Annotated in this window: 22 protein-coding genes; 9 read left to right on the top strand and 13 right to left on the bottom strand. The window is 68.9% G+C overall.

The annotated features are described in order from the left end of the window. Nucleotides 1–9 precede the first annotated feature (9 nt). Nucleotides 10–426, bottom strand: a complete 417-nt coding sequence (locus AC1DNG_RS11415; RefSeq protein WP_476856660.1) for an MGMT family protein — start codon at nt 424–426, stop codon at nt 10–12. A 110-nt stretch (nt 427–536) separates the two neighbouring features. Here AC1DNG_RS11415 and AC1DNG_RS11410 point away from each other — a divergent pair, with 110 nt between their 5' ends. The 4 genes from AC1DNG_RS11410 to AC1DNG_RS11395 all read left to right on the top strand — a co-directional run bounded on the left by AC1DNG_RS11410 (nt 537) and on the right by AC1DNG_RS11395 (nt 4,093). Beyond that, on the top strand, nt 537–1,247 hold the full coding sequence (locus AC1DNG_RS11410; protein WP_028277186.1) for a 3'-5' exonuclease: 711 nt from the start codon (nt 537–539) through the stop codon (nt 1,245–1,247). 408 nt (nt 1,248–1,655) lie between these two features. Then, a complete protein-coding gene (locus tag AC1DNG_RS11405) occupies nt 1,656–2,591 on the top strand; it encodes an ABC transporter substrate-binding protein (protein ID WP_223913927.1) in 936 nt (311 codons plus the stop codon). 3 nt (nt 2,592–2,594) lie between these two features. After that, nucleotides 2,595–3,359 (top strand): amino acid ABC transporter permease, encoded by a 765-nt coding sequence (locus tag AC1DNG_RS11400; RefSeq protein WP_028277188.1) that lies wholly within the window; start codon nt 2,595–2,597, stop codon nt 3,357–3,359. Next, nucleotides 3,356–4,093 (top strand): amino acid ABC transporter ATP-binding protein, encoded by a 738-nt coding sequence (locus AC1DNG_RS11395; protein ID WP_028277189.1) that lies wholly within the window; start codon nt 3,356–3,358, stop codon nt 4,091–4,093. Before AC1DNG_RS11400 ends, AC1DNG_RS11395 begins: the two co-directional genes overlap by 4 nt. Nucleotides 4,094–4,172: 79 nt before the next feature. Here the strand turns inward: AC1DNG_RS11395 and hemL are convergent, their stop codons facing one another. The 10 genes from hemL to hemE form a co-directional block, all read right to left on the bottom strand. After that, a complete protein-coding gene (hemL, locus tag AC1DNG_RS11390; protein WP_476887369.1) occupies nt 4,173–5,504 on the bottom strand; it encodes a glutamate-1-semialdehyde 2,1-aminomutase in 1,332 nt (443 codons plus the stop codon). A gap of 45 nt (nt 5,505–5,549) precedes the next feature. Further along, nucleotides 5,550–6,650, bottom strand: a complete 1,101-nt coding sequence (locus AC1DNG_RS11385; protein WP_476887368.1) for an LLM class flavin-dependent oxidoreductase — start codon at nt 6,648–6,650, stop codon at nt 5,550–5,552. Beyond that, nucleotides 6,647–7,630: a porphobilinogen synthase gene (hemB, locus tag AC1DNG_RS11380; protein ID WP_476887367.1), complete on the bottom strand. Its 984-nt coding sequence runs from the start codon at nt 7,628–7,630 to the stop codon at nt 6,647–6,649. Before hemB ends, AC1DNG_RS11385 begins: the two co-directional genes overlap by 4 nt. After that, nucleotides 7,627–8,595: a uroporphyrinogen-III synthase gene (locus AC1DNG_RS11375; RefSeq protein ID WP_476887366.1), complete on the bottom strand. Its 969-nt coding sequence runs from the start codon at nt 8,593–8,595 to the stop codon at nt 7,627–7,629. The genes hemB and AC1DNG_RS11375 overlap by 4 nt, the downstream gene beginning before the upstream one ends. 19 nt (nt 8,596–8,614) lie before the next feature. Continuing rightward, entirely contained in the window at nt 8,615–9,613 is a 999-nt protein-coding gene (hemC, locus tag AC1DNG_RS11370; protein WP_476858905.1) for a hydroxymethylbilane synthase, read from the bottom strand. After that, entirely contained in the window at nt 9,610–10,893 is a 1,284-nt protein-coding gene (locus tag AC1DNG_RS11365; RefSeq protein WP_476887365.1) for a ferrochelatase, read from the bottom strand. The genes hemC and AC1DNG_RS11365 overlap by 4 nt, the downstream gene beginning before the upstream one ends. Next, nucleotides 10,890–11,636, bottom strand: coding sequence for a hydrogen peroxide-dependent heme synthase (gene hemQ / locus AC1DNG_RS11360; RefSeq protein WP_476887364.1), 747 nt, complete (start codon nt 11,634–11,636; stop codon nt 10,890–10,892). Before hemQ ends, AC1DNG_RS11365 begins: the two co-directional genes overlap by 4 nt. Nucleotides 11,637–11,826: 190 nt before the next feature. After that, nucleotides 11,827–12,693, bottom strand: a complete 867-nt coding sequence (locus AC1DNG_RS11355) for a hypothetical protein (RefSeq protein WP_476887363.1) — start codon at nt 12,691–12,693, stop codon at nt 11,827–11,829. 240 nt (nt 12,694–12,933) lie between these two features. Beyond that, nucleotides 12,934–14,469 carry a protoporphyrinogen/coproporphyrinogen oxidase gene (locus tag AC1DNG_RS11350; protein ID WP_476887362.1) on the bottom strand — a complete coding sequence of 512 codons (1,536 nt, stop codon included), beginning with the start codon at nt 14,467–14,469 and terminating at the stop codon, nt 12,934–12,936. A 4-nt stretch (nt 14,470–14,473) separates the two neighbouring features. Continuing rightward, nucleotides 14,474–15,646, bottom strand: a complete 1,173-nt coding sequence (gene hemE, locus AC1DNG_RS11345) for a uroporphyrinogen decarboxylase (RefSeq protein ID WP_476858909.1) — start codon at nt 15,644–15,646, stop codon at nt 14,474–14,476. A 170-nt stretch (nt 15,647–15,816) separates the two neighbouring features. Here hemE and AC1DNG_RS11340 point away from each other — a divergent pair, with 170 nt between their 5' ends. After that, nucleotides 15,817–17,211, top strand: coding sequence for a glutamyl-tRNA reductase (locus tag AC1DNG_RS11340; RefSeq protein ID WP_476887361.1), 1,395 nt, complete (start codon nt 15,817–15,819; stop codon nt 17,209–17,211). A 38-nt stretch (nt 17,212–17,249) separates the two neighbouring features. Here AC1DNG_RS11340 and AC1DNG_RS11335 read toward each other — a convergent pair whose 3' ends face one another. Both AC1DNG_RS11335 and moeB read right to left on the bottom strand, forming a co-directional pair. After that, nucleotides 17,250–18,335 (bottom strand): SDR family NAD(P)-dependent oxidoreductase, encoded by a 1,086-nt coding sequence (locus tag AC1DNG_RS11335; RefSeq protein ID WP_476887360.1) that lies wholly within the window; start codon nt 18,333–18,335, stop codon nt 17,250–17,252. Between the two features lie 85 nt (nt 18,336–18,420). Further along, the gene (moeB, locus tag AC1DNG_RS11330) at nt 18,421–19,644 is read right to left on the bottom strand and encodes a molybdopterin-synthase adenylyltransferase MoeB (protein ID WP_476887359.1); all 1,224 of its coding nucleotides are present in this window, start codon (nt 19,642–19,644) and stop codon (nt 18,421–18,423) included. 108 nt (nt 19,645–19,752) lie between these two features. On the opposite strand from moeB, the gene AC1DNG_RS11325 reads away from it, so the two are divergent. The 4 genes from AC1DNG_RS11325 to AC1DNG_RS11310 all read left to right on the top strand — a co-directional run. Further along, a complete protein-coding gene (locus AC1DNG_RS11325) occupies nt 19,753–20,448 on the top strand; it encodes a TetR/AcrR family transcriptional regulator (protein WP_374208359.1) in 696 nt (231 codons plus the stop codon). Between the two features lie 61 nt (nt 20,449–20,509). Further along, nucleotides 20,510–20,734 (top strand): DUF3107 domain-containing protein, encoded by a 225-nt coding sequence (locus AC1DNG_RS11320; RefSeq protein ID WP_028278253.1) that lies wholly within the window; start codon nt 20,510–20,512, stop codon nt 20,732–20,734. A gap of 56 nt (nt 20,735–20,790) precedes the next feature. Next, complete coding sequence (locus AC1DNG_RS11315) at nt 20,791–21,093, top strand: hypothetical protein (protein ID WP_476848746.1); 303 nt, start codon at nt 20,791–20,793, stop codon at nt 21,091–21,093. Nucleotides 21,094–21,260: 167 nt separating this feature from the next. Beyond that, on the top strand, nt 21,261–22,303 hold a 1,043-nt coding region (locus tag AC1DNG_RS11310; RefSeq protein WP_476887358.1), incomplete at its 3' end, for a DUF222 domain-containing protein.

Below are 22,303 nucleotides of genomic sequence, written 5' to 3'. Positions count from 1 at the left end.
TGGGGGTACTCACACAGTCATTTCATCATCGGGTACCGACAATTTATGCGACTCCCGCTCGAGCCGCTCCGCGATGGCATCGATCCGGTCGAAATCGGCGTCGGTGGGCGTCCACCGGCCGGAGGCCAGGTCAACACGCCAGCGCCCCTCGCCGGTCCGGCGGAAGTCCTCGTAACGGCCCAGCAGCGGCGTCCCCTCCTGCAGATAAAGGCCCAATGCCTCGTGCTCCAGGCCGGGCGGGGCGTCTCCGCTGGATTTCAGGACGCGCCACCAGGGCACGCTGCTGCCATAGTGGCTCATGACCGATCCGACCTGGCGCGGGCCGCCGGCGCCGAGGAGTTCCGCAACGTCGCCATAGGCCACCGCCGTGCCGGCCGGGATCAATGCCACGAGCTCCAGCACCGCCTCCACATACTCCGTCCGCATCGGTCCAGCCTAGCCGTTCCGGACTCCGGAACAGCGCCGGGACGGCAGGCGGAGACGGCACGCCGCCACCCCGGTCAGGAACTGTCAGTGGCAGCAGGTAGCGTTGAAGCATGAGCACTTGGAACACCCTCCCCCGCGCAGCCTTCGACCTCGAAACCACCGGGCGGAACTCCCGCGCGGCGCGGATTGTCACAGCATCCATCACCGTGGTGGACTCCGACGGCGGGATTGTCCAGGAACACGAGTGGCTCGCGGACCCCGGGGTTGAGATTCCCACCGAGGCCAGCGACATCCACGGCGTCACCACCGAGAAGGCCCGCAGCGAAGGCCGCCCCGCCGCGGAAGTGACGCGGGAGGTCGCCGCCGTGCTCCAGGAGCTTTTCGACACGGGTGTGCCGGTCATCGCCTTCAACGCCAGCTACGACTTCACGGTGCTCGCCGCCGAGTCTGCCCGCTACGGCGTCCCTCAGTTGAGCCGCTTCCCCGTGCTGGATCCGTACGTCATGAACAAACAGGTGGACCGCTACCGCAAGGGCAAGCGCACGCTCACCGCCTTGTGCGAGGAGTACGGCGTCAATCTGGACAACGCGCATACCTCCGCGGCCGATGCCCTGGCAACCCTTCGGATGCTCGATGCCATGGCCGGAAAATTCCCCAAGCTCAGGATGCCGGCGGGCAACCTGCACCAACTCCAGGTCGAATGGGCCTCTGCCCAGGCCGCGGACTTCCAAAGCTACCTGCGCAAGACGAAGCCGGCCGCCGTGATCGAAGGCGACTGGCCCGTCCTGCCTCCCGAGGACGCCAGCCGGGGCGACTTCTAGGATTTCCGGACGCCGGGATTCCGGACGCTGGGCCCCGGCGCGGGAGCACTTCTTAAAACGAAACGTTCGCCGGCGGAACGGCTTAACTAGTCCCCCGCTGCGCGCAAATCCAGTGATTGCGACGGAGGTCACACGGCCCGGGGCTTCCACTTGCCGCCCGCTCCGGCGCCGATGATTCCGCGCCACCCCGCCAGCACTATCAGGATCAGCGCCGATCGCACGCGATCCTGAAGATAGTTCGCAGAACGCACACATCATCTCTGATTTGTTCGGATTGAATGGGCGCCCACGTCGGATGACACAATTATCTTTCGCGGCGTGTCTGCTCCACCCGGCGCCCAAGCCAGCGGCCGGGGGCCCGATGAGCCTCCCGCGACCCACTGAATTTCAGACGAAAGTGATTGCGTGATGAAAAGCAAAGCCTTGAAGTGGCTGACCACCGTTCCCGTGGCCATCGCCGTGGCGGTTTCCCTTGCAGCCTGCGGCGGCGGTTCGGCCCAGTCAACGGCGTCACCGACGGATGCCCTCCAGGGCAGCGACCAGAAGTCCCTGGACAAATACACGACCAAGGACGTCACTCCCCTGGACCAGATTGACAAGTCCAAGCTCGGCCTGATCAGCGACGGAACCCTGACTGTGGGCACCCTTTCGGACGCCCCGCCGAACATCTACATCGACAAGTCGGGCAAGTTCACCGGCTACGACAACGAGCTCCTGCGCGCCATTGCGGACAAGCTGGGCCTCAAGGTGGAGTTCAAGGCGACCGGCTTCGCCTCGCTGCTCGCCCAGGTTCAGAACAAGCAGTTCGACCTCGGGTCCTCCTCGATCTCCACCACTGACGCGCGCCGCAAGACCGTGGGTTTCACCAACGGTTACGACTTCGGCTACATGGCCGTGGTCGCCAAGAAGGACTCCAACATCAAGGGGTTCAAGGACCTGACCAAGGACACCCGCATCGCCGTGGTCCAGGGCACGGTGCAGGATGACTACGTCACCAACACCCTCCAGATCGAGCCCGTCCGCTTCGAGGACTACAACACCGCGTACGCCAACTTGAAGAACGGCCAGGTCGACGCCTGGGTCGCTCCGTCCCAGCAGGCTACCGGCCAGGTCAAGGAAGGCGACGGCACGGTCATCGCCGAGTCGGTTGTAAACACCCAGAACTTCACCGCGTACGCCGTGAACAAGGAAAACCAGCCGCTCATCGACGCGCTGAACTCCGGCCTCGACGCCGTGATTGCCGACGGCACCTGGTCCAAGCTGACCAAGGAATGGTACCCGGACCGCGAGACCCCGGCCACGTGGTCCCCGGGCTCCAAGGCTGTCACCGTTCCGAAGTCCTAGTCCATGGATGCACTCGATCAACTCGTAAAGACCTTCTTTGACTGGGAGGCGATGGCAGCCGTCCTGCCGAACATGATTATGTTCGGCCTGCCCAACACCCTGATCCTGGCGGTTTCCTCGGGCGTGCTCGGGTGCATCCTGGGCATGGTCCTGGCCGTCATGGGCACGTCCCGCCTGACGCCGCTGCGGTGGCTCTCCCGGATCTACACGGACATCTTCCGCGGCGTTCCGGCTATTGTCATCATCCTCCTCATCGGCCTCGGGCTCGGACCCATAGTCCGGGTAGCGACCGGATCCACGAACCCGTTCCCGCTGGCCATCTTCGCCCTGACGCTCATGGCGGCGGCCTACATCGGCGAGATCTTCCGCTCGGGCATCCAGAGCGTGGAAAAGGGCCAGCTGGAGGCGTCCCGGGCCCTGGGCTTCAGCTATGGCTCGTCTATGCGCCTCGTGGTGATTCCACAGGGCGTCCGGCGCGTGCTCCCGGCCCTGGTCAACCAGTTCATCGCGCTGATCAAGGACTCGTCCCTGATCTATCTGCTGGGCCTGATCGCCAGCCAGCGCGAGATCTTCCGGATCGGTAACGACGCCGCCGCCAATACGGGAAACCTCTCGCCACTGGTTGCCGCCGCGTTCATGTACCTCATCCTGACCGTTCCGCTCACCCACTTGGTCAACTACATCGACAAGCGTCTGCGCACCGGCCGTCCGGAGAAGCGTCAGCCTGACGACGCCGCGGCCTTGATCGGGAAGGGAGCACAGCCATGAGCGAATTCGCCTCCGGCTCGCTGACCGGCAAGAACCTGCACTTGTCCTTCGGCACGAACCATGTCCTCCGCGGCATCGACCTTCATGTCGAGAAGGGCACCACTGCCTCGGTGATCGGGCCCTCCGGCTCAGGAAAATCGACGCTGCTGCGTGTCATGAACCGTCTGATCGAACCGGACCAGGGCGACATCCTGCTCGATGGCCGCTCGGTCCTGAAGGACAACCCGGACGAGCTGCGCCAGCGGATCGGCATGGTGTTCCAGCAGTTCAACCTGTTCCCGCACAAGACCGTGGTGGACAACGTCTCGCTGGCGCTGCGGAAGCTGCGCAAGCTGCCGGCGGAGCAGGCCCGGGCCGAGGCACTCGAGCAGCTCGACCTGGTGGGGCTCAAACACAAGGCCGACGCGCGTCCCGCCAACCTCTCCGGCGGCCAGCAGCAGCGTGTCGCCATTGCCCGCGCCCTGGCCATGAAGCCGGAGGTGATGTTCTTCGATGAGGCCACCTCCGCCCTCGACCCCGAGCTCGTCAAGGGTGTGCTGGCGCTGATGGCCGACCTCGCCAAGGGCGGCATGACCATGGTGGTGGTGACCCACGAGATGGGCTTCTCCCGCAATGTCTCGGACACCGTGACGTTCATGGACGCCGGCGTCGTCGTCGAGTCCGGTCCCCCGGAACAGATCTTTACCAGCCCGCGGACCGAGCGGCTGCAGGGGTTCCTCGCGGACGTTCTGTAGTTCGCTCCAGCGTCACGGCAGCTTAAATGACTGATGGCACCCGCAGCGGCGGGTGCCATCAGTCATTTAAGGGCTGAGGCTACGGCTTGGCGCCGGCCGCCGCCTTAGCCGCTGCCGGCAGGGCGTCGAAGATCCGGTTCATCGCGGCGTCGTCGTGCGCGGCGGAGAGGAACCAGGCCTCGAAGACCGACGGCGGCAGGTAAACGCCGGAGTCCAGCATGGAGTGGAAGAACGGGGCGTAGCGGAACACTTCCTGGCCCTGGGCGTCCTCGTAGTTGTGGACACCCCGGGCGCCCGTGCCGAAGGCCACGGAGAACAGGTTGCCTGCGCGCTGGATGGAGTGGTCCACGCCGGCCGCATCGAGTGCGGAGGACAGCGCCGCGGAGAGTTCCAGCGAGCGGGCATCCACGAACGAATAGACCTCGGGGGTGGCGTGCGTGAGGGTCGCGACCCCGGCGGCCATGGCCACCGGGTTACCGCTCAGAGTCCCGGCCTGGTAGACGGGGCCCAGCGGCGCCAGGTAGTCCATGACCTCCGCGCGTCCGGCGAGAGCCGCCGTCGGCATGCCGCCGCCAATCACCTTCCCAAATGTCAGCAGGTCCGGGGTCCACGGCTGGGCGGCACCGGCGGCGCCGCCGGTGAGGCCCCAGTAGCCGGAGTAGCCGGTGCGGAAGCCGGTCAGGACCTCGTCGAGGATCAGCAGGGCACCGTGTTCGCGGGTAATCCGGGAGAGGCCGGCGTTGAAGCCGTCGCCGGGGGCGACCACGCCCATGTTGGCGGGAGCGGCTTCGGTGATGACGGCGGCAATGCTGTCACCGTGCTTGGCGAAGGCGGCTTCGACGGCGCCGAGGTCGTTGTAGGGCAGCACGAGCGTCTCGGCGGCGGTCGCGGCGGTGACCCCGGCCGAGCCGGGCAGCGCGAGGGTCGCCAGGCCGGAGCCTGCGGCGGCGAGGAGGCCGTCGAGGTGGCCGTGGTAGCAGCCGGCGAACTTGATGATCAGGTTGCGGCCGGTGAAGCCGCGGGCGAGCCGGACGGCCGTCATGGTCGCCTCGGTGCCGGTGGAGACCATCCGGACGCGCTCGGCGGCCGGGACGCGCTCCTTGACGATTGCGGCAAGGTTGGCCTCGTCCGGCGTGGAGGCGCCGAAGGAGAGACCGCGGTCGACGGCGGCGTGCACGGCCGCCAGGACCTCCGGGTGGGCGTGCCCCAGCAGCGCCGGGCCCCAGGAGCAGACGAGGTCGACGTAGTCGGCACCATCGGCGTCGGTCAGGTAGGCACCCTTGGCGGACACCATGAACCGCGGCGTCCCGCCCACGGAGCCGAAGGCGCGCACGGGCGAGTTCACGCCGCCCGGCATCAGCTGGCGGGCACGGTCAAAGAGTTCCTCGTTGCGAGGCATGCTGGAAGTCATGGTTCCTATTCTTTCAGTTCGCGGCGAGGTCTGTTCGCGGCCAGTTCAGTTGGCGCCAAGCAACGCGGCCACGCGGGGCGCCACTTCGGTGCCGAACAGCTCAATGGAGCGCATCATGGCCGTGTGCGGCAGGGTGCCGTTGCTGTACTTGAGGTCAAAGCGGTCCACGCCCAGGTTCTTTTTGAGCAGGGCAATCTTCGCGGCCACGGTTTCCGGCGACCCGACATAGAGGGCTCCCTCGGGCGTACACATCGCGTCGAACTCGCCCCGGCTGGCGGGGCCCCAGCCGCGTTCGGCCCCGATCCGGTTCCGCTGCTGTAGCCAGTGCGGGAAGAACTCCTCGCGGGCGTCCTCATCCGTGGCGGCAACGTGGCCGGGCGAATGCGTGGCCATCTGCTGCATCGGGTGCCCGTACTTGGCCATGGCCTCACGGTAGAGGTTGGCGAGGGGCGCGAACGACCGCGGCTGGCCGCCGATGATCGCGAAGATGATCGGGTAGCCGTACTCGGCACAGCGCAGCACCGACTCGGGCGTGCCGCCGACGCCGATCCACGTCGGCAGAAGGTGGTGTTCCAGCGGCGGATAGACGCTCAGGCCGCTGATGGCCGGCCGGGTGCGTCCCTCCCAGTGGACCGGTTTCTGCGCCCGGACCTTGTCGAAGAGCTCGAGCTTTTCCTCGAAGAGGACCTCGTAGTCCGCCAGGTCCAGGCCGAACAGCGGGAAAGACTCGATGAAGGACCCGCGGCCCAGCATGACCTCTGCCCGGCCGCCGGAGATGGCGTCCACGGTGGCGAAGCGCTGGAACACCCGTATCGGGTCATCGGAGCTGAGCACTGTCACGGCGGAGCCGAGCCGGATGTTCTTGGTCCGGGCAGCCGCCGCGGCCAGGAATACCTCCGGGGCGGAGACAGCGAAGTCGCGGCGGTGGTGCTCCCCCACCGCGAAGGCGTGCAGGCCGACCTGGTCCGCGAGTTCGGCCTGTTCCAGGAGCTGGCGCAGCACCTGGGCGTGCGGGACGGGATGGCCGTCCGGGAAGACCCCGACATCGCCGAACGTGTTCAGGCCCAGGAGGATGCGGTTGGGCCCCACCGGCGCGGTGGGTGTGGACTTGAGCGGGGCGTCCGCGGATTCGGGGGCCGTGTTCATCGGGTTTCCTTCAGCCAGCCGGCGAGCTCGCTCGCCCAGTAGGTCAGCACCATGTTGGCGCCGGCACGTTTGATGCCCAGGACGGACTCGGTGATGGCGGCCCGGCGGTCGATCCAGCCGTTTGCGGCGGCGGCCTCGATCATCGAGTACTCGCCGGAAATCTGGTAGGCAGCCACGGGGACCGGGCTCATGGCGGCGACGTCGGCGAGGATGTCGAGGTAGCTCATGGCAGGCTTCACCATGACCACGTCGGCGCCTTCGGCCAGGTCCAGGTCCACCTCGAGGATGGCCTCCCGGCGGTTGGCGGCGTCCATCTGGTAGGTGCGGCGGTCGCCGGTCAGCTGTGAGTCGACGGCCTCGCGGAACGGGCCGTAGAACGCGGAGGCATATTTCGCGGCGTAGGCCACGATCGCGGTGTTGGCGTGCCCGGCGTCCTCGAGGGCCTGCCGGATCACGGCGACCTGGCCGTCCATCATGCCCGACGGGCCCAGGACGTGGGCGCCGGCGTCGGCCTGGGCAACCGCCATCTGGCCGTAGATTTCCAGGGTGGCATCGTTGTCGACGTAGCCGTTGGCGTCCAGGACACCGCAGTGGCCGTGGTCGGTGAATTCGTCGAGGCACACGTCGCTCATGACCACGAGGTCGTCGCCGACCTCGGCGCGGACGTCCCGGATGGCCTTGTTCAGCACGCCGTCGGGGTCCAGCGACGCCGTCCCGCGCGCGTCCCGGACGGCGGGGACGCCGAACAGCATGATGCCGCCGACGCCCAGCTGGACAGCCTCGGCCGCGGCACGCCTGAGCGAATCGGTGGTGTGCTGCTGCACGCCGGGCATCGAGGCGATCGGGTTGGGCTCACTCAGGCCTTCGCGGATGAAGGCCGGCAGGATGAGCTCCGAGGCTGAGAGCCGGTGTTCGGCCGTCAGCCGGCGCATGGCCGGGGTGGTGCGGAGCCGGCGGGGGCGGTGGGTCGGGAAGCTCATATGGTGTCCTTTGCTGAGGGCTCTACGGCTGACGGAGGCGGTGGGGGCTGCTGGTGGTCAAGGGACCGCACGACGGCGGCAACCAGGCCGGACGCCGTCGGCTCTTCGGCGACGGCGTCGACGCTGAGTCCGAGGGAGGCCGCCTCGGCCGCCGTCGAGCGTCCGATGGCGACGAAACGGCAGGTGCCCAGCGGGCCGAGGTCCGCGTGGATGCGGCGGGCGGCGCTCGGGGAGGCGGCGACGACGGCGTGCAGCCGGCCGGCCCCGATTTCGGCTTTCGCCTCGGCCGTGGTGAGCACGGTGGGCGGCGGCGCGTCCTGCCCGGCCGGACTGATCCCCTGCGACAAGGTCGCCTGCGGCGGGGCCGGCGGGAATGCGGGCAGGGCCCGGCGCGGATCGGCAGGATAGTCGACGGTGTTGTACGCGGTGACGGCCTGGACGGCCGCACCGCGGGCCTCGAGGCCCTTGCGGAGCCGCGGGTCCGCTATGTCCGCCTGGGGCAGGAGCACGCTGCCCTGGTTCGCGGGCCAGATGTCGAGCAGGCCCGTGCCGGATTGCTGGCCCGTGGGCGCAAGGTCGACGCTGATGCCCCGGGACTCCAGCTCACGGCGGGTCGCCGGGCCGATCGTGGCCACGAGGATGCTGCCGGGCAGCCAGCTGCTGAGGGAGGCGCCGCGTTCCGCGGCTTTCGCCTCAAGTGCCTGGACTGTGGTCACGCTGCTGATCACGAGCCACGTGTAGGCCCCGGCGCCGAGGGCGTCGAAGGCGACGTCGAGGGAGTGCTGGTCGCTGGCCTGCTCAAAGTCAATCAGCGGGAGCAGCAACGGCTCGGCGCCGACACGGCGGAGGGCCGTGACGAGTTCCCCCGCGCGGTCCGGGCTGCGGGCAACCAGCACGCGGGCGCCCTCCGGCACCCTCATGCCGGTTGGGCCGCCCGTGTGGTTGCGGTCGCTGTGCCGTGCCATGAAGTGGTGGATCCGCAGTTCAGGAAGCTGCCAGGTCCGCGATGTCCGCGGCGCCGCGGGCCAGCAGGACTTCCGCCAGCTCGATCCCGAGCAGCGTTGCCCCGACTTCGGTGAGGCCGTCGGTGGCTTTCTTGTCGCGGACGGTTGCCGTGCCGTCGACGGCGCAGACCACCGCCTCGAGGTGCAGCATGCTGCCCTTGCGGTAGGCGTAGGCGCCCACCGGGGCGGCGCATCCGGCCTCCAGCCGGGCCAGCAAAGCCCGTTCGGCCGTGACGGCGAGCCGGGTGTCCGGATCATCGAGGGCCGCGAGGGCCTGCGCCAGCACGCCCTGGGAGCCTTCCGTGGACCCGGCCCGGCGGGGAGCGTCGGCGGTGCGGCATTCGATCGCCAGGGCACCCTGCCCGGCGGCTGGCAGCATGATGTCCGTCTCGAGGTATTCGCTGACCGCGTCGAGCCGGCCGATCCGGTGCAGTCCGGCGGCTGCGAGCACGACGGCGTCGAGGTCGTTTGACTTGCCGTCAACGACGGCGTCGTTCGTGTTGCCCGACAGCCCGGGGACGCGTCCCAGCCGGGTGTCCACGTTCCCGCGGATGTCGCGGATGTCCAGGTCCGGACGCACGGCGCGGAGCTGGGCCGCGCGGCGCGGGGAGCCGGTGCCGACGCTCGCGCCGCTCGGCAGGTCGGCGAGCTTCAGCCCGTCGCGGGCGCACAGCACGTCCCGGACGTCGACGCGTTGGGGTGTGGCCGCGAGGCTCAGGCCGAGGGCCGGACCGGTCGGGAGGTCCTTGAGCGAATGCACGGCGATATCGCAGATGTCCTGCAACAGGGCGTCGCGGAGCGCGGCGACGAAGACGCCGGTACCGCCCATCTGGGACAGCGAGCCTTTGAGGACGTCGCCGTCGGTCCGGATATGGACCAGCTCCACGGGGAACCCGCCGACGGCGGCCAGCTGGTCCGCGGTCTGCTGGGTCTGGGTCAGGGCGAGTTTGCTGGCGCGCGTGCCGATCCGGACGCTCATGCGGTTCCCTGGCCCGCCGCCGCAACAGCCGTGCCCGAAGCCACAGGGGCGGCCGGGTAGGGATCGTGTCCGGTCCCGACGGTGGTGTCGGCTCCGGCGATGGTGGGCTTTTCGCCGCGGAAGTTAGCGCAGCAGCCGGGGCGGCAGACGTCGTACCAGGGGCCGAGCTTGGTCAGGTGCGGCCGCTCGGCAATGTTGTTCGCGACGGTCCGCTCGCAGATGAGGTCCACAAGTCCGGCGACAAACTTGCGGTGCGTTCCGGGTGTGGGGACGCGCGTTGCGGCCAGTTCCAGCCGGGCGCAGGTCTCAAGCGCCTCGGTGTCCAGATCCCAGACCACTTCCATGTGGTCGCTGACAAAGCCCAGCGGCACAATCACGATGCCCTTGACGCCCTGGCCTGCGAGCTCCTCGATGGCGTCGTTGATGTCCGGTTCGAGCCACGGCACGTGCGGGGCGCCGGAGCGGGACTGGTAGACGAGGGACCAGGGTGCGGTCAGGCCGGTCGCGTCTTCCACCCGGCGGATGATCTCGGTGCCGGAGGCCAGGTGCTGTGCGGCGTAGGCGGAGTCTTCCTCAAAAGTGCGCGGCTCGCCCTCGGACCGGCCGGCGGCCTCGGCATCGCGGGTCGGGATGGAGTGCGTCGCGAACAGGATGTGCACGGGGGCGTCCGGGGTGCCGGCGGCGGCCAGCTGGGCACGGACGTCGGCGAGGCCGGCGGCGGTGCCCTCGATGAAGGGCTCCACGAACCCGGGGTGGTCGAAGTACTGGCGCACCTTGTCGACCTCGAGCTTGCCGTCGAGCCCGGTTTCGGTCAGCGCCATGCCGATGTCCTCGCGGTACTGGCGGCAGCTGGAGTAACAGGAGTAGGCGCTCGTGGTGAGCATGAGCACCTTGCGGTGGCCGGCGTCGTACATCTCCTGCAGGGTCTGCGGGATGTACGGATCCCAGTTGCGGTTGCCCCAGAACACCGGCAGCGCGATGCCCCGGGCTGCAAGCTCGGCCTCGATGCCGGCCTTGAGCTGACGGTTCTGTCCGTTGATGGGGCTGATGCCGCCGTTGGCGCGGTAGTGGTGCGAGACCTCTTCGAGCCGTTCGTCGGGGATGCCGCGGCCGCGGGTGACGTTGCGGAGGAACGGGATGACGTCCTCCTGGCCTTCGGGTCCGCCGAACGAGGCGAGGAGCACGGCGTCGTACTCCTTGGGGGCCATCCGGCCGGCCTCGGTGACGGTGTTCACGGCGGTTACCGGGGCGGCGGATTCCTGCGGATCGAGCGGGCTCATGCCAGGACCTCGGCAATCTCGGCGGCGGTGACGCGGCGGCCGGTGTAGAAGGGGATTTCCTCGCGGACGTGGTGCCGGGCTTCGGTGGCGCGCAGGTGGCGCATCAGGTCCACGAGGTCCACGAGCTCGGGGGCTTCCAGCCCGAGGATCCATTCCCAGTCGCCGAGGGCGAAGGAAGAGACGGTGTTGGAGATGACCTGGGGGAAGTCGCGGCCCAGCATGCCGTGGTCGCGGAGCATGGCGCCGCGCTCGGCGTCCGGGAGCAGGTACCACTCGTAGGAGCGGACGAAGGGGTAGACGCAGAGCCATTCCGCCGGTTCCACGCCGCGGGAAAACGCCGGGGTGTGGCTCTTGGCGAACTCGGCCTCCCGGTGCACGCCCATGGCGGACCAGACGATCTCGGTGCCGGCGAAAAGTTTGCTGCGCCGGATGTCCCGCACTGCCCGCTGCAGCGCTTCCGGCCGGGGACCGTGCAACCAGACCATAATGTCCGCGTCGGCCCGCATCGCCGAGACGTCGTAGCTGCCGCGGTGGACAACTCCGGCGTCGGCGAGGCTTTTCATCAGGGCCTCGAAGTCCTCAGCGGCATCGGCGCCGCGCAGGATGTCCGCTGACCGCTTGAATACGGTCCAAAGGGTGAAGAACTGCTCAGTTGAATCTTCGGGCGCCGATGCCCCGGCGACTGATTCTCCGGGGGCTGACATTCCGGTTTTAGTGACAGATTCGGCAGAAGTGTGGCTCATGCATACCAGTCTGCCTCCTCTCCCCAGCTAAGTCGAAAAAAGGCACTTCTACAGCGCGTAGAAGTGCTTTATTTCACATGCGGGGCGCGGGAGGTGGGGGCGCATCCGCCGGAGGCGGGTCTGCGGGAGGGGGTGCGTCCGCGGGAGGCGGGTCTGCGGGAGGGGGTGCGTCCGCGGGAGGCGGGTCCTCTCAGCTCCGGCGCATCCGGAGGACCGCGGCGCCGGCGCCGAGCGAGAGCGCCACCAGGCCAATGCCCCAGCCGACCAGCGGGGACAGGCCGGCCGGTTCCAACGTCGAGGTTGCCTCGAGGGAGGAGTTGCCGGAGTGGCCCTTGGCCGGAGCCGGCGCCTGGGTCCAGCCGGCTGTGTTTGAACCCGCTGGGGACGGGTGCGGTGTGGCCGACTTCGAGGCCGACGCCTGCGCGCCGGCACTGTTGCCCGCGGCCGCCACCGCGGTGCCGGACTGTGGGTCGGCGGCCAGGTCGGCGGCCGCGCTGCCCGGTGCCGGCCGGCCGGGGGCCTGTCCGGTGGGGGCAGACCCGGCGGATCCGCCTGCGGCGGGAGCTCCCGGAGCCGGGGCGGCGGGCGGCGCGGCGGGGTCCTGCGGCCCGGCGGGCGGCGCAACCTTCGCGGGCGGGGTGCTCGACGCCGGTGGGGTACTGGTGCGCGGGGCCGTGGGTTCGGGATTGCTGGGCTCGGGGTCGCTGGGTTCCGGGTCGCTGGGTTCCGGGTCGCTGGGCTCGGGGTCGCTGGGCACCGGGCTGCTGCCGTGCGACGGCGACGGGGAGGACTCGCCCGAGCCGGCGGACGGCGAGGGGCTCGGCGTCGTCGAGGAACCCAGCAGGCTGTCCAGCACGTCGCCGAGGCCGAGGGTCAGCGAACCCTGCGCGGACGGTGCGGTGGACGCCGCCGCGGACAACCCTGCGGCCGCCTGCGAGGCAGGAGCCCCGGCGGTGCCAGCCAGTACGGCCCCGAGCGCGACCGCCGCCGCGCCGCTTCGAAGGCCCCGATGGCGGCCGGTCTTCGTTGTTGACACCTTGGACCTGAAAATAAACATGGTCATCGAGCCTAGCCGGAATCGACCAGCAGGAAAAACTTGCAAAAACCGCGAATTTCCGGCACGAAACCGCCGTGACCGGAGGGGTTCAGGGTGCCTTTGGAACCGCTGTGATTCCTGTGACTGAAGGTGTGCTTGGGACTCGTAAACCTCGTTCGGAACAGCCAGATTCAGGGTCACCGAATTCAGCGCAGCCACATTCAGGCAACCACATTCAGGCAACCGCGCTGAGGACAACGTTCAGGACAACAGGGTGCGGACCTGCTGCGGGGTGTCGGCCACGATCGCTGCCAGGCCATTGCCGGACAGCCAGCCACCCACCACGGCAAGCGTGCCGTCCGCGGCACAGACGCTCCGGACGGCCGCGACGCGCTGCCTGTGGCCCAGGGACGCAAACGGCAGCGCGCCGGCCCAGCGGACCACGTCCCAATCGGCCACGTCCCCGGCGCCGACTGGCACCGCCAGCAGGGCCGACGCATCAGCCAGGGCTGCGCGGAAAAGTTCATCGTCGGAGCGCGGCGCCGCGGCCAGTCCGCCGCCGCGGGGCTCGGGCAACGCCCCGGGAGTAACAGCCCCTGGAGCTGCACTCCGCCCGTAGGAGAGCCGGAGCACATGCCGTCCCGGGCCTGCATGCTCCGCCAGCCACGCCCATTTGGCGGTGGCGTGCGTCAGCGCCTTGGCCTGCACACCCGGGCTCTGCGGCGCAACAAGCACGCCGGTGCCGCGTGGCGCCGCGTCAAGGGCCGGGAGGTCCACCACGAGCGTGACAAGGCTGACGTCGGGTCCGGCATCGGGGCGGTGGCCGGCAAGTTCCGGCAGGGACTCCTCAAGCAGCCCGACGGCGGCGGGACCCTCGACCGCAACCGCGAGGAGCCCGGCGTCGAAAGTGGCCTCGTCCGTGGCCACGCGCCAGCCGTCGGCTGTGCGCCGCACTGACCGGGCCGCGGTGCCGGGCAGCAGGGTGACTCCGCGCTGACGCAGATCGGCCAGCAGGGCGGCGACGAGGGTGTGCATGCCGCCGCGCAGCCCGGCGACGGCGGAACCGGCCTTCTGGAGCCCGCCGGCCTGGCCTGTTCCGGACGGTCCGGCTGTTCCGGCTGGTCCGGGGGGTCTGCCCGTGGCGGCCGCCGCTCCCCTGCGCTGGGCCGCGACGGCGGCGGCGAGGGAACCGTGCTGGCGGATGCCGGCCCGCAGACCGGGGGCCACCATGTCGACGTCGAGCACTGAAGGGTCGGCCGAGTGGACGCCGCCGACCACCGGTGCGACGAGCCGGTCCAGGACCCGCCTGCCCATCCGCCGGCGGACCAGGGCTGACACGCTCGTTGCCCCGGCAGCGGTGCCCAGCGAGGCCGGCAGCACGGCGTCGACGGAGGCGCGGAGCGATCCCAGCAGGCCCAACGACCGGCGGACTTCCGGGTCCCACGGGCTCGCCGGGATGCCCAGCACACCGGTCTTAGGCAGTTCCCTGGGGCCGTCAGGCAACTGGACCCAGGCCCCGCCGGGGTTCGGCGCAACGACCTCGCCGGCCAGCCCCAGCTCCGCGGCGAGATCAGCTACGGCGGCGGTGCGGGTGGCGAAAGACTCCGCGCCGCTGTCCAGGGTCAGTCCGGCCACGACATGGCTGCCGACGCAGCCGCCCCAGGCCTCGCCGGTTTCCAGGACGGTGGTGCGGACCCCGGCCCGGGCGAATTCCCGTGCCGCAAGCAGTCCCGAAATCCCGCCCCCGATCACGACGGCGGTGCCTTCCACGCGAGTCCCGGCGGCGCCTGCGTCCACGCCCCTACTCCGGAGCGATGGAGTGGATGAGTTCGACGACGCGCGTGAGCACCTCAGGGTCCGTCTCCGGCGGCACGCCGTGGCCGAGGTTCAGGACGTGCCCGGGCGCCGCGGAGCCGGCCGCGATCACCTCTCGGACGTGGGCTTCGAGGACTTCCCACGGTGCCGAAAGCAGTGCCGGGTCGATGTTGCCCTGCAGCGGGACGGTGCCGCCGAGGCGGCGGTTGGCTTCGTCCAGCGGCAGCCGGTAGTCGACCCCCACGACGTCAACGCCGACGTCGCGCATCGCGACGAGCAGTTCCGAGGTGCCGGTGCCGAAGTGGATCAGGGGTGCACCCAGGTGCCGGACATGGTCCAGGGCACGGGACGACGCCGGCGCAACGAAGCGCTGATAGTCGGCAAGTCCCAGCGAACCGGCCCAGGAGTCGAAGAGCTGGCCGGCGGAGGCGCCGGCTTCCAGCTGTGCGCGGAGGAACATCCCCGAGGCATCGGCGGCCCAGTTGGCCAGGGCAGTCCAGGTTTCGGGGTCGGCGTGCATCATCGTGCGCGGGCCGAGGTGGTCGCGGGAAGGCTTTCCTTCCACCATGTACGCGGCGAGGGTAAAGGGCGCACCGGCGAAGCCGATCAGCGGGGTGCTGCCGAGCTCGGCCACCGTGAGCCGGACGGCTTCGCGGATGGGCTCCAAGGCCTCCCAGGTCAGCTGCGGCAGGGCGGCAACGTCCGCGGCCGTGCGGACCGGTTTGTCCAGGACGGGTCCGACGCCGGGCACGATGTCCACTCCGACGCCGGCCAGCTTGAGCGGGATGACAATGTCCGAGAAGAAGATGGCGGCATCGACGTCGTGGCGGCGGACCGGCTGCAGGGTGATCTCGGAAGCGAGCTCGGGGCGCAGGCACGAGTCCAGCATCGCGACGCCCTCACGGACCTTGAGATATTCGGGCAGTGAGCGGCCGGCCTGGCGCATGAACCAGACGGGACGGCGGGAGGGCTTGCCGCCGCGGTAGGCGGTGATCAGCGGCGAATCCGCGGTGCGGCCGTCCATCAGCGGGTGGCCGGCATCGAGGCCGCGGGCGGCGACGTCTGTGGCGGCGCCGTCAATGGCTGCATTGCCGGCTGTGCCGTTGTCGGACGTACTGAATGTGGTCGTGCCGGCACGTGCCGCAGCGCTTGGAGTCATGACTTCGATTGTGCCCAAATTTGTGCCCAAAAGATAACGACAGCCTGTCACGCCGGCTCTGACACCGGCCCCGAGTGCCACGTCGTGGCGGGAATCACAGGCCAGGGTGCCTGAGCCCACGCCCGGGCAGTTGTTCTACACGGGCGCGAAAAAGCTATGATGGTGATGCTGTGGTTCTTTTTTCATTGGTGGCTACACACGCCGACATCGACCTCGAAACCGTTGCTCAGTTGAGCACCGGTGCTTCAGGGATCGCCACATCCGCCCTCGCCGGATCGCCGGCCGTGGCGGGTGCCGTTGTCCTTGCCACCTGCAACCGCCTTGAAATCTACGGCGAAGCCCCCCATCCGGACGCCGTCGCCGCCGCCCGGGCGGCCCTCATCACCCACATCAGCGGCGCCAGCGGACTCAACGATCAGCTCGTCTCCCGCGCCTTCAGCACCCGCACCGGCGCCGAGGTCAGCCAGCACCTCTTCTCGGTCAGTTCCGGTCTGGACTCCGCTGTGGTGGGCGAACGGGAAATTGCCGGGCAGGTCCGCCGCGCCTTGATCACGGCCCAGCACGAGGGCACCGCCAGCTCCGGCCTGGTCAGGCTGTTCCAGGCCGCGTCCAAGACCGCGAAGGACGTCGGCGCCCAGACGGCGTTGGGTTCGCGCGGGCTCTCCATCGTTTCCGTGGCCCTGGACCTCGCCACTGACCTGTCGGAAAACCCGGACTGGTCCGCCAAGAAAGCCGTCGTCTTCGGGACCGGCGCCTATGCCGGTGCCACCATGTCCCTGCTGCGTGAACGTGGCTGCACCGATGTCTCTGTTTATTCCTCCTCCGGCCGCGCCGCCAGCTTCGTCGCCACCCGGGGCGGCACGGCACTGAACGAGGACACGCTTCCGGGCGCAGTTGCCGGGGCCGACGTCATGATCGGCTGCAGCGGCTCCGACAGCCGGGTCGAAGCGGACGAACTCGCCCGGATCCGGGCGAACTCGCCCCAGCCGCTGATCGCGATCGATCTCGCTTTGACCCATGACTTCGACCCCGCCGTCGGCGACCTCGACGGCGTCGAACTGCTGACGCTGGAATCGGTCCGGCTGGCCGCACCGCAGGAACAGGCCGAGTCGCTCGAACAGGCCAGCAGCATCGTGGCCGGGGCGGCCAGCGCCTTCGAGCAGGAGCGCGAGGCCAGGAGCGTCGACTCGGCGATCGTCGCCTTGCGCCGCCACACGATGAACGTCCTGGATGCGGAAATGGAAAAGGTCCGGGCCCGGCATGGCTGCACGGCCGCCGCCGAAGAAGTCGAATTTGCCCTGCGCCGCATGGTGAAACAGCTTCTCCACGTCCCCACCGTCCGGGCCCGCGAACTGGCCTCCAACGGACAGCAGGACGCCTACATTGCCGGTCTTGAGGCGCTGTACGGCATCACGGTGGAGCCCACCGCCGGCGCAACGGTTGCAGGTGCCGCCGGTTCCGGGGCCGCGTGCCCCGTGGACCACTACGCCGCTGTCCACAACCCCGGTGCCCACAACCCCGGCGACCCCGGCCCTGCCGCGGGCGACATCCGCGAAACCGCGTAGCTGCCCCGCGCGTTCCCGCGCCGCGGTTTATCCCTGGATTATCCGGGGAAAGCGTTGATCCCGGTCATTTCGGCCGACACCTGCCACAGCCTAGTGGCCGCCTCCCGGTCCACCGCGTGGGCATCCACTCCCCTGATCCTGGCTTCGGGCGATCCCGGCACCGTGGCTTCGGCGATGTCGCAGTCCTCGCAGTAGACGCCGCCCATTCCTTCGAGCGCCGGCGCGGTTGCGGCCCAGACCGAGGTGGCGGCGCCCTGCGCGGGTGTCTTGAAGCGCGGGTCGAGTTTGCCGTGCTCGTCCATCCAGCCCGCGGCGATCATCTCCTCCCGCGGCAGGTGCCGTTGCAGCTCCGTCATGATCCCGCCGGGATGTACTGCGAAGGCGCGCACGCCAAAGTTCCGGCCCAGGGCATCGAGCTGGACGGCGAAGAGCGCGTTCGCCGTCTTGGCCTGGCCGTAGGCACGCCATTTGTCGTAGCCGGCGTCGAAATTGATGTCATCGAAGCGAATGGCCGAGAGCTTGTGGCCGGTCGAGGACAGCGAGACCACGCGGGCTCCCTGCGCCGCGGCAAGCGCCGGCCACAGCAGGTTGGTCAAGGCAAAATGGCCGAGGTGGTTCGTGGCGAACTGTGATTCCCAGCCGGGTCCCACCCTTTGCTCCGGACTTGCCATGATGGCGGCGTTGTTGATGAGGATGTCCAGGCTGCGGCCTGAGCCCGGCGCCGCGCCAAGTGCCGGACCGGCCAGGAAGCCGGCGGCGAACTCCTTCACACTGTCCTGGTCCGCCAGGTCCAATTCGGCAACTTCCAGTTCGGCAACGCTGACGCCGCCGCCAGCCGTTGCCGGCGTCAGCCCCGCCGCGGCCAGGACGTCGCGGGCATGCTCGGGCCGCCGGGCCGGCACCACGACGGTGGCGCCGGCGGAGGCCAGCGCCCGCACGGTCTCCAGGCCCAGCCCCGAGTAGCCGCCCGTGACAATAGCGGTCTTCCCGGTCAGGTCGATGCCGGCAATGACGTCGGCCGCCGTCGAATCCCGGCCGAACCCGGAGCCAATCTTGCGCTGGGACGTCACTGTATTTTCCTGGCTCACGGCGTCTTCCTCTCTCACGACATTTTCCTCGCTCATGACCAGGCCTTTCGTTTTAGGGCGCCGCTCGGCGGAGCATGTTGTGCGGTATCGCGGCCTTGCTGGCCATATGGGCCGCCGCGGCTCAATACACCGGTTTCCCGGGCTCCACGTCCCGTACCCAGGCGAGAATGCCGCCTTCGAGGTGGCTGACGCGCTCGTACCCGGCGGCGCGGGCTGCGGACAGGACGGCGGCGGATCGTGTTCCGGCCTTGCAGTGGAAGACAATTTCGGCATCCTGGGGCAGTTCCTGCCACGCCTCGCCGGCAAGGATGCGGCCTTGCGGGATCAGCTCCGACCCCTCAATGCGGACGATTTCGTATTCTCCCTGCTCCCGCACGTCCACGAGGTGGAAGTCTTTGAGGCCGGCCTTGCGGGAGGCCAGCATGGTGGCGAGCTGGGTCGCCGTCACGGTGTGCTCGGTACCGGCATCCGCCGTTGGAGTGATCCCGCAGAAGGCCTCGTAATCGGTGAGTTCGGTGATTCGTGCTGCCGCCGGGTCCTTGGTCACCTTGATCTCGCGCCAGGTGCCGCCCAGAGCGTCATAGAGCGCCAGCCGGCCCAGCAGGGACCGGCCGACGCCGGTGATCAGTTTGACCGCTTCGGTCACCATCAGCGCTCCGACGGCGGCGCACAGCATGCCGAACACGCCGCCTTCGCCGCAGGACGGCACGGATCCGGGCGGGGGTGCCTCCGGGTAGAGGTCCCGGTAGGTGGGCCCGAACTGTTCCCAAAAGACGCTGACCTGGCCGTCGAAACGGAAAATCGATCCCCAAATGTAGGGCTTGCCGAGGATGGCGGCGGCGTCGTTGACGAGGTAGCGCGTGGCAAAGTTGTCGGCGCCGTCGAGGATCAGGTCGTAGCCGGCAAAGAGCTCCAGTACGTTGGACGCGTCGAGCCGGACGTTGTGCAGCCGGACGTCCACGAGCGGGTTCAGGGCCTTAATGGCGTCGCGGGCGGACTCGATTTTCGGCCGGCCCACATCCTCGACACCATGGATGATCTGGCGTTGGAGGTTGCTGAGGTCGACGTCGTCGTCATCGACGATGCCAAGGGTGCCGACCCCCGCGGCGGCGAGATAGAGCAGGGCCGGGGAGCCGAGGCCACCGGCACCGATCACCAGGACTTTTGCGTTCTTGAGGCGTCGCTGGCCGATCGCGCCGATCTCCGGAATGATCAGGTGCCGCGAGTAGCGTTCCACCTCGTCCGGCCTGAGGTCCGCAGCCGGGTCGACCAGCGGTCCGGGCTGCGGATCCAGCTTCGTCTGGGGGGTTGCGGGGGCACCGGCGGCGGTGAACTTGGAAGCCATACTTCAATCTATGCCCGAAGATACCACCAGGTCATATTACCCGCGCGTAAGGTGTAATTGAGTGCAAGGTAGTTCAGTACAAAATGCAAATGATTGCCATTGCGCGCAATGGGGTGGATAAGGGAAAGAAGGCCGACAGTGGTTCATCAGGCACCGTTGGAGCGGGACGAGTCCGGCAAGCCGACGGCAGGGCAGCCCCGGAGCGGACAACGCTCGGCCCGCCTCCCCCGCGACGAACGCCGGGCTCAGCTGCTGGCGGCCGCGCAGGAAGTTTTCGTGGCGAACGGCTACCACGGTGCCGCCATGGACGAGATCGCCGAGACCGCCCACGTCAGCAAGCCGGTGTTGTACCAGCACTTCCCCTCCAAGCGGGACCTCTACCTGGCTCTGCTGGACAGCCACCTCAGCAAGCTGACCGACCTCCTGCTTGGCGCCCTGAACTCCACCACCGACAATGACGAGCGCGTCCAGGCCGTCATGCGCGCCTACTTCCGCTTCATCGCGCACGACGACCAGGCCCACCGGCTCGTCTTCGAGTCGGACCTGATTAACGATCCCGACGTCAGCGCGCGGCTGGAAACGTTCAACAAGACCTTCGCCGACGCCGTCGCTCACGTCATCGCCGAGGACACCAAACTGCCTGAGCTGGAGGCCCAGCTGCTGGGCCGCGGACTCGCCGGCATGGCCCACGTGAGCGCACGGTATTGGCTGGAAACGGACGGGAACCTGGATCTCGATGTAGCCAGTGACCTCATCTACCGTTTAGCTTGGCGCGGAATCTCCCGCTTCCCCAAAGAGACCTAGACTACAACTAGAGATTGACCTTAGACATTTTTTGGACGTTGATTGGCTGGGAGGCCTTGCTGTGGAAGTAAAGATTGGTATTCAAAACATTGGCCGCGAAATTGTCCTCGAATCGGCGCAGGATGCCGAAGCCGTCGCCAAGGTAGTTGGCGACGCGATCGCCAAGGGCAGCGAACTGCGGCTGACGGACGACAAAGGCCGCCTGGTGATCGTCCCCGCCAATGTTCTGGGCTACGTGGAAATCGGCGCAGAAGAGGCCCGCCGCGTCGGCTTCGGTGCCCTCTAGCCCCGTTCTTCCCACCACCGTCCTTCATCGCAGTTCTACATCGTGAGGTGTCCTGAATGCTTTCCCTGATTGTGGTCGCCATGGTGACCGTGGCTGCGGGTTTCGTGGTGTGGGCCAACGACAAGCGGCACCAGAAGTACGGCGTCGCCGTCCCCGCGGGAGTCGCTGCATCCGTCGGTATGCTCAGCTGGATCATCTTCATAGCGGCCGGATTCGGCTACCAGCCGGGCCTGACCTGGATCCCATGGATCCTGCCGATGGTCCTGGGCACTGCGGCCTCGATCGCGGCCGTGGTGTACCTCGGCAGGGCCCGGACGCGGCAGGACACCGAGCGACTCACGGGCATCCTGAAGCTCTAGTTCGTTAGCCCCGCGCAGCTGTTTTCGGCGCGCAACTGTGACCACGCACCCAACGGGGTGCGTGGTCACAGTTCATTTGGGGTTCGGCCGAGTGCGCCGTACCGGAGTCATTCCGAGGCGGAACTGTGCCCATCACTTTTGTCGGAGCCCTCAAATAGACTCGAGCCATGGAAGCCGTCAGGGATTTCATCAGGGATTTCACCGCCTGCGGGGACGAGGCGCAGGGCACGGAGCGGGGTGCAGCCCCGGTCGGGCAATCCGGTATGGACGCCGCCCTGGCCGCGCTGCGGGCGGTGGGTTCGACGGCCGCGGAGGATGCGGGGTCGTGGGGCTTCCGGGCCGCGTCGGACTTCGCCGGCAGCGTGGAGGAAGTCTCCCGCGCGGTGGAGTATCTGCAGCTCGTCGCGGCGGCCGCCGTGGACCGGACCAGGAAGCAGCCCGCAGCCGCGGCCGCGGGGGCTGTAACGGGGGCGGTCACCGGGTGGACCACCGGCTGGCGTGAGAGCGGCGGCGGGTGGCAGACGGGCACACCCGGAACCGCGGAGCCTGCCGGCGCCTCCTTGGCCTCGGCTCCCGCCGGCGGGCCCCGTTCCTCGGCTCCCGCCGGCAGGTCTGTTGGGGCGGTTCCCGCCGGCACGTCCTTGTCCTTGGCTCCCGCCGGAAGCCCCGGAACGGGTGAGCCGGCCGCGCCGGAATTGGTGCTGGATGACGGGTACCGGAACACGGTGGAGTTCCTGCGGGCGCGGTTGCGGATCGGCGCCGCGGAGGCCAGGCGCCGGCTGACGCTGGCCGCCGAACTGCTGCCCCGGCAGGGACTCGCCGGCCGGCCCATCGCGCCCGTGCACCCGGAGCTCGGAGCCGCCGTCGCGGCCGGCGAGGTCGCGTCCCGGGCCGCGACCGTCATCACGCTCGCCCTGGACCGGGTCCGGCACAGCTGCCTCCCGGAGGCAGCGGCGGCGATGGAGCACGCCCTGACCCGCACCGCGGCCGAGAACGACGCCGACTTCCTGGCCCGGTTCGCCCGCCGGTGGACGGAGGCGCTGGACCAGGACGGCGCCGAGCCCTCCGAGGAACTGCTCCGCCAGCTCCAGGGCGCCTTCCTCCGCAAACCCCGGCACGGCCTGCAGCACCTGGAAATCTTCGCCACCACGGACCAGTTCGAACACCTGATCACCGTGATGAACACCGCCACCAACCCCCGCACCGGCCC

This window comes from Arthrobacter sp. 01T425, assembly GCF_056398725.1.
Note: the sequence above shows the minus strand (reverse complement) of the source record. Positions and strands in the feature narration are given on the sequence as shown.